We start from the raw sequence: 15,489 nt of genomic DNA on the forward strand, positions 1-15,489 counted from the left end.
GATAACAGGTCGAGAGATGATGTTTCCGCAGGAGAAACCCTCAGAAGCTTATGCCGAGACCCTATCCCCGGCACTACCCGATGACATCATTGCGGCAGCCATGGCCGTGCTCGAAACCGCCAGGCAGGCGGCGATCGGGATCGCCACCGCAGAAAGTTGCACCGGGGGCCTGCTCGCATCGCTGCTGACCGATATCGAGGGGACCAGCAACGCCTTTGACCGGGGCTTCGTCGTCTACAGCAAGGATGCCAAATGCGATCTGCTCGGGCTCAGCCATAAGCTTGTCGAGGATTACGGCGCGGTGAGCGAACCCGTCGCGCGCGCGATGGCTGAAGGGGCCTTGCGCCGATCCAAAGCGCGACTGGCGATTGCGATCACCGGCTTTGCCGGCCCCGGTTCCTCCGACGATGAGCCGGGGCTGGTCCATTTCGCCTGCGCCGCGCATCGGGCGGAGACGCGCCACAGCGTCCATCACTTCGGCGACATCGGGCGCGGCGCGACCAGGATCGAATGCCTGCGCGTTGCGCTTGCCATGTTGAGCGAGATGCTCGCCGAGGTGGCCGCCGATCCGCAGCGGGCCGCGTGAGGCCGCCCATGGCGACACCGGCACCCGATGGCATCACGCAAGAGCATGAGAGCAACAGCCGGCGGGCCAATCCCTGGCCGCTGGTCCTGCTCACGGTGATCTTGGGCGCCGGTCTGACCGGTCTGTTTGCGGGGCAGGCCCCTGCCGTGCGCAAAAGCTCGAACGACCGCATCACCCTCCTCGTGCAAACCCCGAAAACGCTGCGCAACGGCATGGTCTTCGAGACCATCGTCGAGGTGACGCCGCGCAAACCGATCGGTGATCTGGTTATTGCCGTGTCGGATGACCTCTGGCGGGAGATGACCATCAACACGATGATCCCGGCTGCAAGCGAGGAACGCTATAAAGACGGCTCTCGGCAGTTCTCATTCGGCGAGGCAAAGCCCGGCGAGACGTTCCGCTTCAAGATCGACGGGCAAATCAACCCGCCGCTGTTCGCCGGCACGCGCGGCAGGATCGCCGCCCTCGACGGGGAGCGCGAACTCGCTGCCCTGCCCGTCCACATCAAGGTCTTGCCCTGATGGATATCATCCTGCGCGCCAGCGTGATGTTCTTCATCATGTACATGCTGCTCCGGCTGCTGGGCAAACGCGAGCTCAGCCAAGTCACACCGTTCGAACTGGTGCTTCTGGTGGTGATGGGCGATCTCGTCCAGCAGGGCATCACCCATAATGATCTCAGCATGACCGGCGCCGCGCTCGCCATTGGCACCATTGCCTTCTGGGCGCTGGCGCTGAGCTGGATCACCTATCTTTCCCCACGCGCCGAACGGCTGCTGGAAGGCGTACCGCGCGTGCTGATCAAGGATGGGGAACTGATTACCCCCAACATGCGCCGCGATCGCGTGACCCGGGCCGAGGTTGAAATCGAGATGCGGCTGGCGGGCATCGCCAACATATCCGAGGTCGCCTGGGCAATCCTCGAACCCAATGGCAAAATGAGCTTCATCGCAAAGAAGGACGATGGGCCGGCCAAGCAGGAAGATGATGATGACAAGGCCGTTTGACCGGTTCCGCTGACTGCGCGCACGATCTTTCAAGCTGAACGAGCGCGGCAGGGTTGCCCACAGGCCGGCGTCATTGTATCAGCAGGTCCGCCGACCAAACGAACTAATGTATTGGTTCAATCATGCGCATTCGCGACAAACGCCGGCCTCACACTATGAGGCCACGCATCGAGACCCTGACTCGTCCCACAGCCCTGCTGCTGCAGCCCGGCGACTTGGCGCTCCCTGCCCGGCCCGAATGGCGCTCGTTCGCGCAGAGTTGGGACGACCTGCCCCGCGACATGTGGATGGCCGATGGCGGAACCTATCGCCGCCGCCGCTACGCTGCCTTTGAGATCGATGGCGACGCCTGCGCGCGCCTGCCGCATCGCGCCCATTATCAGGATCGCGATCACAATCCCTTGAATGGCGGCGTCGAACGCTGGTTTGCACCAGTGGCGGACGAACAGGCCGAGAGCGCGCTATTGCGCGATCTGATGCGGAATACTGCGGCGCGCATTTCGCAGGCCAGCGGTTGCGAAGAGCACGCATGGATGGTCGAAGCCCATCAGTTTCGCATTGAGGCCCTGCCCGACCTCCCCGGCCTTCCGACGCCTGAGGGGATGCATCAGGATGGACGCGACTGGGTGTTGATCCTGCTGGTCGGCGGCAACAATTATTCGGGCGGTGAGACCCGCGTCGAAACTGTTTCAGGCGCGTGCCTGATCGAACACCGGCTCGCGCACGCCGGCGAGGCGCTGCTCCTCAATGATGGACAGGTGCGCCACGGAACCACGCCGATCCAGTCGGAGGCCGGGGATCTGCCGGCTTGGCGAGATACGCTGGTCCTGACCTTCGCGAATGCGGCGGGGCGCTGAGCGGCCGGCGTGGATCGCTTCTTCATCGTCACCGGCGGCCCCGGATCGGGCAAGACCACACTGCTCGATGCGCTGGCCCGGCACGGCATCGCGACCATGGCCGAGGCCGGGCGCACGATCATCCAGCAACAGATGGCCGCAGGCGGCAGCGCCGTGCCCTGGGCCGACCGGGAGGCGTTCGCGGAGAAGATGCTTGCGTTCGACGTGAAGTCCTATGAAGCCGCAAAGGGACGATCGGGCCCGATCCTCTTCGACCGAGGCATCCCGGATGTCATCGGTTATCGTGCTCTGTGCGGCCTTCCCATTCCCGACAATTTGCACCGAACCGCTAGCGCGCGCCGCTACAATAAGGACGTTTTCATCGCCCCGCCCTGGGCGGACATTTACGCGCAGGATACCGAGCGCAAACAGGACTGGTCGGAAGCCTTGGCAACCCATGAGGTCATGGCCCGGGTTTATTCCGACCTTGGATATAATCTCGTGCCGCTACCGTTTACGACTCCGGACGAGCGCGCGGATTTCGTGCTGCGCAGGATCAGCGCCAACGCCTCAGCCTGACCGACGACCGCGCTTTACACCAGCCCTCGCGCGGCGCTGTCGCCCGCCGGCGTCAGCATCTCCACCACCTCGTGAAGCGCCTGTTCCAGACGATCCCGTGACCGGATTGCGCCGAGGCACAGCCGCACGCCCGAGGGCGCACAGGGGTCGACGGCCGGCGCATCGGGCGGGGTGAGCGCAATGCCGGCACGCAGGGCGCGGGCGCTCAGGCGCTCGGCATCGAGCATCGGCATCGGCATCCACACATGCAGGCTGCGCGACGCGCCGGGCACGGCCATGGCCTTGCCGAGAATGTCGCGGGCAAGCTGTGTCCGCATCTCCGTCTCGGCGACCAGCTCGTCGGCGATGCGATCGGCCGTGCCATCCTGCTCCCACTGGCTGAACACCAGACCGCCCAAGGACGGCGGCGTATAACCAAAGGCGCGGACACCGAGCAGCAATCGGTCGCGAACCCCGGCATCCTCCGGCGGCAGCAGAAAGCCGAGGCGAAGCCCCGGCGCGACGGCCTTGGACACGGCGGCCACCATCAGCGTGCGCTCGGGCGCCAGATCGGCGAAACTCTCCGGGGCGTCGCGATCCGCGAACACGCGATAGGCATCGTCCTCGACGATCATCAGATCCTGCGCGCGCGCCACCTCGATGATCTCTGCGCGTCGCGCGGCATCGAGCGTGATGGTGGTGGGGTTCTGCAGAGTCGGGATCAACACCACCACGCGCGCACCGGTCTCGCGGGCGGCCCGAGCCAGTGCCTCGGGTTCGAGCCCGCGTTGATCCATGGCGACACCGCCCAGGCGATAGCCGGCATGATCGGCCAGCGTCCGGATGCCGGGATAAGTGGCCGCCTCGCACAAGATCGTATCGCCGGGCCGCGCCAGCGCCGAGAAGGCCAGCGCAAGGCCGTGTTGGCCGCCATTGCACTGGATCACGCGATCCCGCGTGGCGCGCTGAACGCCATGGCGACGGTGGAGCCAGGAGGCTCCGGCCTCCCGGATGGATTCAAGCCCCTCGGGCGGGGCATAATTGACGGCTGTCGCCAGATCCGCGCGCTGTCGCACACGGCTCAACCCTTCACCGATCCAGCGCTCGGCAGGCGCGAGCGGCGGAATGTTGCGCGCCATGTCCAATGGCCCGCCCGCCTCGGCCGGCGATTGCGGCCGCGCTCGGTCCGCGACGAAGGAACCGCGCCCGACATGGCTGGAGATAAAGCCCCGCCGTTCCGCCTCGACATAAGCGCGGCTGACCGTCCCGACACTCAGCGCCAGGCGATGGGCAAGGTCCCGCTGCGGCGGGAGGCGATCACCGGGGACGAGCCGCCCCTCGCGCACGTCGCGCTCCAGCGCGGCGACGAGACGCTCGTACATCGGCGCATCGTCGCCCGACACTTCCGGCCGCCAGCCCTTCATTTGCCATCCTCAATAAGATTGAACCGGTTCAATATCACATTTGACACATGGGTCAATCGCGATCATTTCCGCAAGCGGGAGATCATAATGGATACCAGCCTGCTCGCGCCTTTGGCGCTCTACAGTTTCGTCTGCACGGCCACGCCTGGCCCCAATAACATCATGCTCGCCTCATCCGGGCTGGTGTTCGGATTCCGGCGGACGCTGCCCCATATTTTCGGCATCAACTTCGGTTGTGCGGCGATGCTGGCCTTGAGCGGGTTGGGCCTTGGCGCGATCTTCGAAGCCTGGCCGATCCTGCGCTGGGTGCTGCGCATCGTGGGCGCAGCCTATCTGGCCTGGCTTGCAGTGAAACTCTGGCAATCCGAAGGCATGGCCCGGCGTGAAGGCGCGCATCCGATGACTTTCTGGCAGGCGGCGGCCTTCCAGTTCATCAATCCCAAGGCATGGGCCATCACCGTGCCTGCCATCGCCACCTTTACCGTGCCGGACCGTCCGCTGGGTCTGCAGCTTGCGGTGATCATCGCGGCTTTCTCGCTGGTCGGCCTGCCCTCCATCGCGGGCTGGGCGGCCATGGGCGCCGGCGCGCGCGAATTGCTCGAGAGTCGCAAGGCCATGACACTTTTCGTGCGTACCATGGCCATCATGACGGCGCTCACCGCCCTGCTGTTTCTGATCTAGGGAGATAGGCGCATGACCCGCGACGAGATGATGCGCTTTGCGGCCCGGTGGATCGCCAACTGGAACGCGCGCGATCTGGAGGCGGTGCTTTCGCACTTCGCCGAGGACGCGCGCTTCATCAGTCCCTTGGCCAGGGAGGTTACCGGTTCGCGCATTATCGAGGGCAAGGCCGCGTTGCGCGCTTATTGGTGCGATGCGCTTGCGGCCACGACGGACATGCACTTCACCCTGATCGCGGCGGTGTGCGACATCGAGGCACAGGTGCTGGACGTGCATTATCTCGCGCAGCGGAACGGCCGATCCCGGCGCGCGCTGGAGACGATGCGGTTCGTCGATGGCAAGCAGGTGGAAGGCGAGGCCTTTTTCGGCATCGATCTCACAGACTGATAGCAGGCGCGGTTGCCAAAGCCCGCGCGAGCGTCTAGCAGGCTCGGTACATCAAGAGTTGGGGCGACGCCCAACGCCAACCTGCCAATCCGGGCAAGGTGGCACTCCGCAAGGAGGATGTGGCCGAACGGCAATTATGCGGATCAAGCCACTCAGCGTCGACCCGGACAAGGACCGACGCACTGTGCCGATCAAGATACCAGACCACCTCCCCGCCCGCCGTACCCTGGAAGCGGAAGGCGTCCTCGTCATGGACGAAGGCACCGCAACGCGGCAGGACATCCGGCCATTGCGGATCGGCCTGCTGAACCTGATGCCGGACAAGATCAGCACCGAGACACAGATCGCCCGGCTGCTCGGCGCCACGCCGCTCCAGATCGAGCTGACGCTTGTGCGGATTACGGATCACGCCACCCGCAATACGTCCGCCGATCATATGGCCGCCTTCTATCGCCCGTGGAGCGCGGTGCGGCATGAGCGGTTCGATGGCTTCATCATCACCGGGGCGCCAGTGGAGCGGCTCGATTATGAGGATGTACGCTACTGGCCGGAGCTGACCGACATCTTCGACTGGACGCAGACGCATGTTCACCGCAGCCTGACGATCTGCTGGGCGGCGCAGGCGGCGCTTTATCACTTCCATGGCCTGCGCAAGCGCGCCCTGGAGCAGAAGGCGTTCGGGATCTTCCCGCATCGCAATCGCGTGCCGACCTCGCCATATCTGCGGGGCATATCCGACGTGTTCGACGTGCCGGTGTCGCGCTGGACCGAGGTGCCGCAGATGGAGCTGGAAACGGCGCCGCATCTGCAGATCCTTGCCGATGCGGCCGGAACAGGCGCGGGCCTGGTTTATGACGAGGCCCGGCACATGCTCCACATGTTCAACCATCTGGAATATGATACGGAGACGCTCGCGCGCGAATATGCCCGCGATGGCGGGGCCTGTTTGCCTGTCGACTATTTCCCGCAGAATGACCCAACGCGTCCACCGCTGAACAGCTGGCGGAGCCACGCCCATCTGCTGTTCGCCAACTGGATCAACGAGGCCTATCAAACCACCGCGTTCGACCTCGTGCATGTCGGGCGGGAGCCACTGCCGGTGTCGTGAAGGACATCACCGGTTCCGCGCACGCCGTAGCCTCCAGTTGGCGATGTGCGCCCCCGCGAGCAGCAGGCTGCCCGAGACCGTGATCGCCGTTTCCAGAATCTCCCGGCTGGCAAACAGGATGCCAACCGCCATCAGCGCCAGGCCGACCGCGCCGATCGCCAAAGGCACGGGCGCGCGATGCCTGCGCCAACCACTCACCAGCGCCAAGGCGCTGGTCGGCACCGCGAGCGCGAGGACGACGGCGTGGAAGCTCTCGCCCGGATCGATCTGATCGGCGAAGGCCGGGAGGGCTGCCAGCAGCAGCGGCAGTCCCAGACAGTGGATCATGCAGGCGACGGAGGCGCAGACGGCGAAGCCGTCCAGCCAGTCGTTTCTGCTCCGGGTTTGCGTGAGGGGAGATGCGGCGGCTGTGTGATTCAATTCCATACCGCTATTATGATATGGTATATCATTCCTTTCAAGGCATGGAGGCATTTAATTGGTGGGAACGCTACCTCTGAAGCAGCCCGCTATTTAAACGCTACGCGCCGCCAATCAGGGAGCGAACGCCTGAACAGCGCGCGGCCGCCTACCCTCTCAGTTCCGACAGAATTTAGGTGCGCGAGCGCGCCCGCAACGTGGAAAACTCCACGTCGCGGGCGTTCGAATTCACGCCTTGGGGATGACCGGTACCAGCAGATGGCTGTCATACTGACCACCGGTGTGGATGACATGCGTGCCGGCGTTGCGCAGTTCTTCGTGGCGCGCGAAGGGCAGCATCGGCAGGCCCTCGCGATAGATATCCATGCCCTTCACGACCACGCGCAATTGCTCGCCCGCCCGGAACAGCGTGGAGGACGGCCAGATCTCGATATCGACCGGCACCGGAACGCCCGGCTCCAGCGGCTCCTCGACCAGATGGCTGTGGACCGGCTGGAACGGCGTCGAGCGTGCTTCATCCAGCGCGCGATGGCTGGCCCGCAGCCAACCCAGTGCCACCGGACCATTTTCGAAAAAGGCGTAGAAGGTCATGCCCACCGGATTGCCATCGGCATCGAGCTTCTGCAGCGCGAGGAACAGGTCCATGTCGTCGGCACCCTGCGCTTCCACCCATAGGCGCAGCTTCATGTAGCCGGTGAGCTCGGTGTCCGTGTCGAAGCGGATATCGAAGCGGGCCTCGCCGGCTTCATCGAGCGGATCGTAGGAGGCGCTGGCTGCATTGCCCACGGGCTCGCCCTGCATCGTGCCGGTCGCGGCATCGAGATAGAGCGGCGTGTAGACCGTGCGTGCCAGCGGCCATTCCTGCTCGCCGCGCATGGTCCATGTCTGCGCGCTTTCGCGGACTTCGAGCATCACCTTAGGCCAGTCGGCAAGGCCGCTCTCGACGCCCTTGAGATAGCGATCGAAGAAGACGCGGGCCAGCTCCTTGCTCTCGGGCATATAATAATGTGCCCATTTCTTGCGGCCATGGCCGATCAGCCATTTGTCCGGCGAAGAGAATTGCCGGAAGGCCTCGAAGGTGCCACGGGTATGCAGCGCCTGATCCGCCCAGCTGCCGACGACCAGCGCCGGAATGTCGATGGCCGACAGGTCGACTTCCTTGCTTGCCCAATAGGCATCGTACAAAGGGTGCGACTGCACATTGGCGTTGGTATCCTCGTAGCGCTGATGGCCAAAGCGCAGATTGCTGCTGCCGCGCGGCAGGAAGCCCGTCTCGCGAATGCCGCCATGATAGGCAAACTCGCGATACCAGTCCGAGAAGCCTTCCCACGGGTTGATGGCGGCCAGATGCGGCGGCTTGAGCTGACCGACGAGATACTGGATCGCCGCGAGATAGGAGACGCCGGTCATGCCGACCTTGCCATTGCTCCAATCCTGCACGCCGAGCCATTCGATGAGATCGTAGCAATCTTCCCCCTCGCCCAGGCCGTTGTGGCGCACCTCGCCCTCGGACTGCCACATGCCGCGCGAGTCCGCATTGCACACGGCATAGCCATGCGCGCACCAGAAGGCAGGATCGGGCGCCTCGAAGGCGGTGAAGCGGGACATCCAACCGGCCTCCACGCCTGAATGCGGCGGGAAGAGTTTATCGGACAGGCCGTGCTTGCCATAAGGGCTCCAGCCGAGAAGCACGGGCAGCGGGCCAGCGGCGGCATCGGCGGGACGATAAAGATCGACATAGATGTGAACGCCGTCGCGCAGCGTCACCTGGATATTGCGATCGATGAGGAGGCCGTCCTCTTCCCACTGCTCATGGGCAATCGGCGGTAGCGGCGGCTTGCCCGGTGCTGTCGTGGGATCAATGCTATCCTGCATGATCAGCGTGAAGCCGGCCGTATCGCTCATCGACTATCCTCTCGTCTGGAAATTAAAAATGCCCGGCGATCGGTTCGACCGCCGGGCACATCATTAACGGATCAGAACTTGAACCGGGCACCGATGCGGTAGGAACGGCCAACCACGTCATACAGCACGTTGTTGGTCGGACCGAAGCTGGACGGTGCGTCCACCGGCGGATCCTTGTCGAACAAATTATTGATCGCGCCGAAGATCTCCATCTTCTGGTCGCCACGGTTCCAGACCGCGACGCTGCCGTTCAGGTTCACATAGGTCCAGGGCGCGATGTAGTTGTCGTTGATGCTGTCCGTACGGTTCGGATCGTAGCCGTACTGCCCCGGCCCCACGAGCGCATTGTTATAGGTACCGCCGGAGATGTGCCGCACCTGAACCTGCAGGGTCGCAGGATCAGCGTTGAACGTCACATAACCATTGATGATGTAACGCGGCATGCCCGAGGGCTGGGACACGGGCGAGCCATTCATGCCCGCACGGTCGATGACGCCACTTGCCGAGTCGGTGATCAGATCGTCGATGATCGTGGCCATGCCGCGCAGCGAAACGCTACCGCCCAACACGTTGATCGGCAACGTGTAGGCCGCCTCGATATCCCAGCCCCGCGTTATGAGGCTACCCAGATTGATGTTGCGGTTGGTGATCGACTGGATCGTACCCAGCGTCTGACCGGACTGCAGCGGAGCGCGTGTGATAAGATCGCAGAGTGTCGCGATATTGCTCACCTCGCAACCCGTGACGATCACCTGCGCCCCAAGTTGAGAAACGGCGTTCTTGAGTTTGATGTCGAAGTAGTCAACCGAGAACCGAAGGCGCCCAGCACTGCCGAGGTCGGGCTGGAGCACCACGCCAAAGGTCAGGGTATCCGCTTCTTCAGGGACGAGATTGGGATTGCCGCCCAGCAGTACCGAGGCGAGCACCTGGCCACCGGCTGCCGGGTTGACGCTCTGGAAGCTAGTCTGCGTCGGGCCGAACAGCTCGAACAGATTGGGCGCACGAATGTCGCGCGACCGCGTACCGCGCAAGCGCAGCCAGTCGAGCGGCGCGGCTTCCAGGCCGGCCTTCCAGGTAATCACATCGCCACTGGTGGAATAATCGGTGTAGCGAACGGCACCGTTAAAGAACACACCTGGCGCGAGCGGCACATCGAGCTCGCCGAATGCTTCGAAAATGTCGACCTTACCATCGATCGGCGCACCCGGACCGGTGTAGAACTGGAGCGCGCGGGAAATCGCGTCGGCACGGCCGCGTGCGATGTCCTGGCGCAATTCCACGCCAGTCGCCGCCTTGATCGGGCCAGCCCAACCTTGGAAGAGCGTACCGTTCATCGAGGCTGCCACAACGTTCTGGGTCAGGCGGGTGTCCTGTTCAACCGTGCCGTGCGTCCAAGCCTTGGCCGCAGCCGAGACATTACCCTCGCCGAACGGGTTCAGAGGCACACAGCCTGCAGCAGCGGCAACGCCCTGTAGGGTGCCGCGGCAGACAATGTTGCCATTCGCAACGCCGGTGGTGAATTCACCTTGATCGACGGCATCGATCGCCAGCTGAATGCGCGGCGTGATCGAGGTGTTGTAACCACGCTGCCAGTAATCGGTGCGACCGAACTGGTAATAAGCATCGAATTTCCAGTCGCCCCACATTTCAGCATTGATACCCACGACCGCGCGGTAGGTGTCACGCTTCACCGTCGAACGCTGCGGTCCAAGATCCTCCCACACGCGCCCGAAGGGAATGGATGCGAGGCCGAACGTTGCCATGGTATTCGCGACGGAATCAGGGAGATAGGCATTGTCCTGACGGATCGTCAGATTGCCGAGGTCACGGCGCTGAGCGCCGATGGTGGAACCGTTCACCCGGCTGTACGAGCCTTCGGTGAACAGCTCGATGCCGTCTGCGACCTCGAACTTTGCATGAGCAAAGGCGTTCAGACGCTCGACAGGCGCGGCGATGGGGAAGTTATCGTAAAAAGGCTGACGCCCGTCGCCGCCGCCGCTCTGAAAGAGGCCGGAGCCGTAGTAGGTTCCAAAGTCGTGACGACCCGTCGTGCCATTGGACCGGAACTCCAGACCCGGAAGTCCCGAGGCAATCAGCGCAGCGTTTGCCGGCGTGTTGGGAACCAGCGGGATCAAACCATTATAGGATGAAGAACCGGTGGTCGTGTTCGGCAGGATCAATGTTGCCGGCAGACCCGGCGCCACCCGGCCTAGCGAGGGATTGGTCGCGACACGATAGGGATTGGCAACCGTGTTGTAGCCCAGCGCGCACCAGTCGCGGGTGTAGCAATCGCCCGTGCCCTTATTATCGGAATATTCGACGCCCGCGACGATGTGACCACGGCCACCGGCAAAGCCCATGCCGCCGGCGAGCGCGAACTGATATTCCTTGCCATCGCCTGCATCGTTGATGCCGTACTGCGCCGAGCCCTTGAGGCCGGTCAGGTTGGTGTCGAGAATGACGTTGACGACGCCCGCGACGGCATCCGAGCCGTAAGCGGCCGAGGCACCGCCGGTCACCACGTCGACGCGCTCAACCAGCGAGGTCGGGATGATGTTGAGGTCAACCGCGCCGGCATTGGCGAAGGAACTGCCCTGCACGGTCGAAGCCACCACGCGGCGGCCATTGATGAGCACGAGCGTGCGGTTGGCGCCGAGGCCGCGCAAGTCGGCGGTGGAGGCGCCGATGTTGTTGGCGAAGATCGCGTTGGTGCTCGGCGTCGCCTGCGGACGGAAGGACGGCAGCTCGTTCAGCACCTGCGCGACGTTGACGGCGGCTTGGCGCGCGATCTGCTCACCGCCAACGACGGAGACGGGGGTGGGCTGATCGAAGCCGGTGCGGGCGATGCGCGAGCCGGTGACGATGATCGCCTCACCAGCCTCATCATCCTGCGGCTGCGCGGCGTCCTGGGCGAAAGCGGGCGTGGCGACAAAAGCCATGCCGAGCGCGAGAGCGCTCAGGCTGGCACCGGCACCGGCCCTCAAAACGCGCGAACGGGTAATGAATGGGGACATGGACAATCTCCTCTCCTGATCAGGCACTAGGCACAAGCTTTGCCGAACGACGCGCGCGCAAAGACAATGCCCGCCCCCGTTCGACATGCTGGAAAAACAACGATGACGGACTATCAAGGGAGAATTGATCCCTCAACACCTTTAGCGCGAGTTAACTGCCTCATTGGCGAGGTGTGACATATCCGTCACAAAACCGGGGCTTTGCGTTGAAAAAGTCCACTCGGATGGGGGTTTCTGAGCACCAAAACCCCCAAAGAGGTCAGGGAGCGAGGGGAATAGTCTCAGCCTCGGCGAGGATCAGGAGAAAGTCCTCCCGGGCGTCGGTCCAAACCTGCCGGTGGGTCCAGCCACCGGCCGAAAGCAGAGCGCGGGCGGACTGTTCAGTATATTTGTGGCTGTTCTCAGTATGGATGGTTTCCCCATCGCGCATGAAGAACAGGCGGTCCTCGACCTGGAACGCGACGTCCCGATGCGCCTCAAGATGCATTTCGATCCGGCTCGCGGAGGGGTTCCAACGGGCGACATGGTGGAAATCGTCCACGGGAATGTCCGCGCCCAGCTCCCGGTTAATCCGGTGCAGGAGATTGAGGTTGAATTGAGCGGTCACGCCTTGCGCGTCGTCATAAGCGGCGATCAGGCGATCGATTGGCTTCACCCGGTCGATGCCGATGAGCAGCCACGAGCCATGGCCGAGCGTGTCGCGCATCGAGCGTAAGAGGTCCGTCGCGGCGAAGGGCGCGAGATTGCCGATGGTGGAGCCGGGAAAGAAGCCGAGCATCGCACTGCCCCGCAGCGCGGAGGGCAGCGCCACGGCTTTGGTGAAGTCGGCTTCGACCGGATAGATTGGTAGATCCGGCAGCAATTGCGCGAGATCGGCATTGGACTGGAGGAGGAATTCCCCGGAAATATCGATGGGCACATAAGCCGAAGGATTGACCTGCCGCAGCAGATGCGGGGTCTTGAGCGAACTCCCGGAGCCGAACTCCACAACGACCCGCCCCTCACCGATCACGTCTGCGACATCGCCGCAATGGGCCTTGAGCAAGCCGACTTCCGTGCGGGTCGGGTAATATTCGGGCAGCCGCGTGATATCCTCGAACAGTTCCGAGCCGACAAGATCGTAAAACCAGCGCGCGGGGATGGCCTTTTGCCGTTGCGAAAGCCCCGACAGGACGTCCTCGCAAAATGCACTGGTGCCTTCATCCGGTGCGCAGCGGTCCAGCAGATCGAGTTTGGGCATCGTCGCCATGGTTAGCAGTCCTTTGCGAGCCGCAGTCCGGTGAACTGCCAGCGCTGATGGGGGTGAAAGAAATTCCGGTACGAGGCGCGCATGTGCCCGCGCGGCGTGGCGCAACTCCCGCCCTTCAGAACGAGCTGGCTGCTCATGAACTTGCCATTATACTCGCCGACCGCGCCCTCGGCGGTGCGAAAGCCGGGATAGGGTCGATAGGCCGAACCGGTCCATTCCCAGACATTGCCGAACAGCGAGAGAAGGCCTGACCCGTCTTCCGGGCATCGCGGCGTGACCGGTCCCGGCCCGTCAAGCTGGATGCCGCCGTGAGGATCGGCACCCTGTGCCGCCGCTTCCAGTTCCTGCTCGGTGGGCAAGCGCGCGCCGGACCAGCTCGCAAAGGCATCGGCCTCGTAGAAGCTGATATGCGTGACAGGATCGGCATCATCCACGGCCTGCCAGCCCGAAAGACTGAACTGCTCCCAGGCGCCATCCGACTCCCGCCAGTAAAGCGGGTGGCCGATCCCTTCCCGATTGCACCAATCCCATCCGTCGGACAGCCACAGGGATGCCATGCGATAGCCACCATCCTCGATGAACGCGCGCCACTCGCCATTGCTGATCGGCCGATTGGCGAGCGCATGGGGCGCGAGATAATGAGGATGACGCGGCTGCTCATTGTCGAAGGCGAAGGTGCCAGCGCCATCTGCATGACCAACCTCGACAAGGCCGCTTGGCCGCTCGATCCAGCGCAGGGCGGGCGCTTCGGTATGTCCTCGCGGTTGCGCGGGCCACAAAGCGACATCCAGCGGGTTGCAGGAAAACAGATGCTTGAGATCGGTCAGCATCAGTTCCTGATGCTGTTGCTCATGATGGAGGCCGAGGGTTAGCAAGTCCGGGCAGGCCTTCGCAAGCAGAGGCATCGCATTCAGGACCGCCTCATCGACCCGCCCCCGATAGTCGCGGACCTCCGCGAGTGTCGGTCGGGTGAGCAGGCCACGGTGTGGACGCGGGTGTCGCGGCCCCTCCGCTTCATAATAGCTGTTGAAAAGATAGGCCCAGCGATCGTCATGCGCGACATAGCCCGGCGCATGGTCGCGCAGCAGGAAGGTTTCGAAAAACCAGGTCGTATGGGCGAGGTGCCACTTGGCCGGCGAGGCGTCGGGCATCGACTGCACCGTCGCGTCGGCGTCGCTCAGCGGCACCGCCAGATCGACAGAAAGCGAGCGGACAGATTGGAAACGGTCAGCCAGGTCTGCAGAACATGCCTCGGCGACCTGCGCGCGGCTGGCCATCTCAGGGATTCATGTCCGCGATCGGCTTCCCGTCCTGCTCCTCTTCGAACAGCAGGGCCGCTGCTCCGGTTGCGGACAAGCGCACCTTGTCGCCTTCCACCTCTGCGACGAGGCCGCCAGACAAATAATGGTGGTGCTTGCCATGCGAGCCGCTGTCCGCGCGCGTCATCTTGATGCGGTCGCCCTCGACATGGTCGACCGTGCCGATATGCACGCCATCGGCGCCGATGATGGACATATGCTCTTTGACGTTGCTGAGATCGGCCACAATTGCCTCCACGCTTAATCGGGAACCCGATAGCCTAACGCGCAAGGCCGATATTGGATGCAGCGCGATCCGAGCGAATCTTTGGCTCAGACGTAGCGCAACCCGGCGTCCATGATCCGCTGGCGCAGATCGAACACGTCGAGGCTGAACTCTCCGGCTGCAAGGCGCGTGCGCTTGCCAGCCTCGTTCGCCTCCCGTGCCCGCGATGCTTCCAGCACTTTAGCCGCATTGGCGCGGGGGACGACGCACACGCCATCATCATCGGCCACGATCACATCGCCCGGATTGACCAGGGCATTGGCGCAGACCACCGGAATGTTGATGCTGCCCAGCGTGTTCTTGACCGTGCCCTGCGCGTAAATGGCCTTGGACCAGACCGGGAAGTTCATCTCGGTGAGGTCGCGCACATCGCGCACGCCGGCATCGATGATCAGGCCGCGACAGCCGCGGGCTTGCGCCGAGGTCGCCAGCAGATCGCCGAAATAGCCATCCCCGCACGGGCTGGTCGGCGCCAGCAGCAGCACGTCGCCGGCCTTCAACTGCTCGATGGCGACATGCACCATCCAATTGTCGCCCGGAGGCGCGCTGATCGTTACCGCGCTGCCCGCGATCCGCGCACCGGCATAGATCGGCCGCATGTAGCTCGCCAGCAAACCCGTGCGCCCCTGCGCCTCATGAACCGTCGCAACACCGCACGCCGCCAGACCGTCAATCACCTCAGGATCAGCACGCTCGATATTCTGTACGACCACACCCATGATTGCTCCTGC

16 protein-coding genes and 1 riboswitch are annotated in these 15,489 nt (G+C 63.7%); of the genes, 8 read left to right on the top strand and 8 right to left on the bottom strand.

What is annotated here, in order from left to right:
* The first annotated feature begins 16 nt into the window (after positions 1-16).
* From M2334_RS09110 to M2334_RS09130, 5 genes are all read left to right on the top strand, one after another.
* Positions 17-586 (top strand): CinA family protein, encoded by a 570-nt coding sequence (locus tag M2334_RS09110; protein ID WP_264570210.1) that lies wholly within the window; start codon positions 17-19, stop codon positions 584-586.
* 8 nt (positions 587-594) lie between these two features.
* Positions 595-1,107, top strand: coding sequence for a hypothetical protein (locus M2334_RS09115; protein ID WP_264605256.1), 513 nt, complete (start codon positions 595-597; stop codon positions 1,105-1,107).
* Complete coding sequence (locus M2334_RS09120; protein ID WP_264605257.1) at positions 1,107-1,592, top strand: DUF421 domain-containing protein; 486 nt, start codon at positions 1,107-1,109, stop codon at positions 1,590-1,592. Before M2334_RS09115 ends, M2334_RS09120 begins: the two co-directional genes overlap by 1 nt.
* 155 nt (positions 1,593-1,747) lie before the next feature.
* The gene (locus tag M2334_RS09125; protein WP_264605258.1) at positions 1,748-2,449 is read left to right on the top strand and encodes a 2OG-Fe dioxygenase family protein; all 702 of its coding nucleotides are present in this window, start codon (positions 1,748-1,750) and stop codon (positions 2,447-2,449) included.
* Positions 2,450-2,458: 9 nt separating this feature from the next.
* A complete protein-coding gene (locus M2334_RS09130; RefSeq protein WP_264570206.1) occupies positions 2,459-3,007 on the top strand; it encodes an AAA family ATPase in 549 nt (182 codons plus the stop codon).
* A 14-nt stretch (positions 3,008-3,021) separates the two neighbouring features.
* Here M2334_RS09130 and M2334_RS09135 read toward each other — a convergent pair whose 3' ends face one another.
* Positions 3,022-4,410, bottom strand: a complete 1,389-nt coding sequence (locus M2334_RS09135; protein ID WP_264605259.1) for a PLP-dependent aminotransferase family protein — start codon at positions 4,408-4,410, stop codon at positions 3,022-3,024.
* A gap of 87 nt (positions 4,411-4,497) precedes the next feature.
* On the opposite strand from M2334_RS09135, the gene M2334_RS09140 reads away from it, so the two are divergent.
* From M2334_RS09140 to M2334_RS09150, 3 genes are all read left to right on the top strand, one after another.
* Positions 4,498-5,091, top strand: coding sequence for a LysE family translocator (locus tag M2334_RS09140; RefSeq protein ID WP_264605260.1), 594 nt, complete (start codon positions 4,498-4,500; stop codon positions 5,089-5,091).
* A 12-nt stretch (positions 5,092-5,103) separates the two neighbouring features.
* A complete protein-coding gene (locus tag M2334_RS09145) occupies positions 5,104-5,478 on the top strand; it encodes a nuclear transport factor 2 family protein (RefSeq protein ID WP_264594556.1) in 375 nt (124 codons plus the stop codon).
* 43 nt (positions 5,479-5,521) lie between these two features.
* A riboswitch (SAM-I-IV-variant riboswitch) is annotated at positions 5,522-5,626 on the top strand.
* Positions 5,627-5,662: 36 nt separating this feature from the next.
* Positions 5,663-6,586 (top strand): homoserine O-succinyltransferase, encoded by a 924-nt coding sequence (locus M2334_RS09150; RefSeq protein WP_264606062.1) that lies wholly within the window; start codon positions 5,663-5,665, stop codon positions 6,584-6,586.
* Positions 6,587-6,592: 6 nt separating this feature from the next.
* Here the strand turns inward: M2334_RS09150 and M2334_RS09155 are convergent, their stop codons facing one another.
* The 7 genes from M2334_RS09155 to ligK all read right to left on the bottom strand — a co-directional run bounded on the left by M2334_RS09155 (position 6,593) and on the right by ligK (position 15,480).
* Positions 6,593-7,012: a MerC domain-containing protein gene (locus M2334_RS09155; RefSeq protein WP_264605261.1), complete on the bottom strand. Its 420-nt coding sequence runs from the start codon at positions 7,010-7,012 to the stop codon at positions 6,593-6,595.
* Between the two features lie 222 nt (positions 7,013-7,234).
* Complete coding sequence (locus tag M2334_RS09160) at positions 7,235-8,911, bottom strand: CocE/NonD family hydrolase (protein WP_264605262.1); 1,677 nt, start codon at positions 8,909-8,911, stop codon at positions 7,235-7,237.
* Positions 8,912-8,982: 71 nt separating this feature from the next.
* A complete protein-coding gene (locus M2334_RS09165) occupies positions 8,983-11,925 on the bottom strand; it encodes a TonB-dependent receptor plug domain-containing protein (protein WP_264605263.1) in 2,943 nt (980 codons plus the stop codon).
* Between the two features lie 259 nt (positions 11,926-12,184).
* On the bottom strand, positions 12,185-13,174 hold the full coding sequence (gene egtD / locus M2334_RS09170; RefSeq protein ID WP_413716439.1) for an L-histidine N(alpha)-methyltransferase: 990 nt from the start codon (positions 13,172-13,174) through the stop codon (positions 12,185-12,187).
* A 2-nt stretch (positions 13,175-13,176) separates the two neighbouring features.
* Entirely contained in the window at positions 13,177-14,451 is a 1,275-nt protein-coding gene (egtB, locus tag M2334_RS09175; RefSeq protein WP_264605264.1) for an ergothioneine biosynthesis protein EgtB, read from the bottom strand.
* A 1-nt stretch (position 14,452) separates the two neighbouring features.
* Positions 14,453-14,719 (bottom strand): DUF2171 domain-containing protein, encoded by a 267-nt coding sequence (locus tag M2334_RS09180; protein ID WP_181559551.1) that lies wholly within the window; start codon positions 14,717-14,719, stop codon positions 14,453-14,455.
* Positions 14,720-14,805: 86 nt separating this feature from the next.
* A complete protein-coding gene (ligK, locus tag M2334_RS09185; RefSeq protein ID WP_319801354.1) occupies positions 14,806-15,480 on the bottom strand; it encodes a 4-carboxy-4-hydroxy-2-oxoadipate aldolase/oxaloacetate decarboxylase in 675 nt (224 codons plus the stop codon).
* Positions 15,481-15,489 lie beyond the last annotated feature (9 nt).

This window comes from Sphingobium sp. B11D3D (assembly GCF_025961755.1).
Taxonomy (GTDB): Bacteria; Pseudomonadota; Alphaproteobacteria; order Sphingomonadales; family Sphingomonadaceae; genus Sphingobium.

Excerpts from the sequence above, each read along its gene's own strand:
- M2334_RS09110 (WP_264570210.1), top strand. The coding sequence starts at position 17 with ATGATGTTTCCGCAGGAGAAACCCTCAGAAGCTTATGCCGAGACCCTA.
- M2334_RS09115 (WP_264605256.1), top strand. The coding sequence starts at position 595 with ATGGCGACACCGGCACCCGATGGCATCACGCAAGAGCATGAGAGCAAC.
- M2334_RS09120 (WP_264605257.1), top strand. The coding sequence starts at position 1,107 with ATGGATATCATCCTGCGCGCCAGCGTGATGTTCTTCATCATGTACATG.
- M2334_RS09125 (WP_264605258.1), top strand. The coding sequence starts at position 1,748 with ATGAGGCCACGCATCGAGACCCTGACTCGTCCCACAGCCCTGCTGCTG.
- M2334_RS09135 (WP_264605259.1), bottom strand. The coding sequence starts at position 4,410 with ATGAAGGGCTGGCGGCCGGAAGTGTCGGGCGACGATGCGCCGATGTAC.
- M2334_RS09140 (WP_264605260.1), top strand. The coding sequence starts at position 4,498 with ATGGATACCAGCCTGCTCGCGCCTTTGGCGCTCTACAGTTTCGTCTGC.
- M2334_RS09145 (WP_264594556.1), top strand. The coding sequence starts at position 5,104 with ATGACCCGCGACGAGATGATGCGCTTTGCGGCCCGGTGGATCGCCAAC.
- M2334_RS09155 (WP_264605261.1), bottom strand. The coding sequence starts at position 7,012 with ATGGAATTGAATCACACAGCCGCCGCATCTCCCCTCACGCAAACCCGG.
- M2334_RS09160 (WP_264605262.1), bottom strand. The coding sequence starts at position 8,911 with ATGAGCGATACGGCCGGCTTCACGCTGATCATGCAGGATAGCATTGAT.
- M2334_RS09165 (WP_264605263.1), bottom strand. The coding sequence starts at position 11,925 with ATGTCCCCATTCATTACCCGTTCGCGCGTTTTGAGGGCCGGTGCCGGT.
- egtD (WP_413716439.1), bottom strand. The coding sequence starts at position 13,174 with ATGGCGACGATGCCCAAACTCGATCTGCTGGACCGCTGCGCACCGGAT.
- egtB (WP_264605264.1), bottom strand. The coding sequence starts at position 14,451 with ATGGCCAGCCGCGCGCAGGTCGCCGAGGCATGTTCTGCAGACCTGGCT.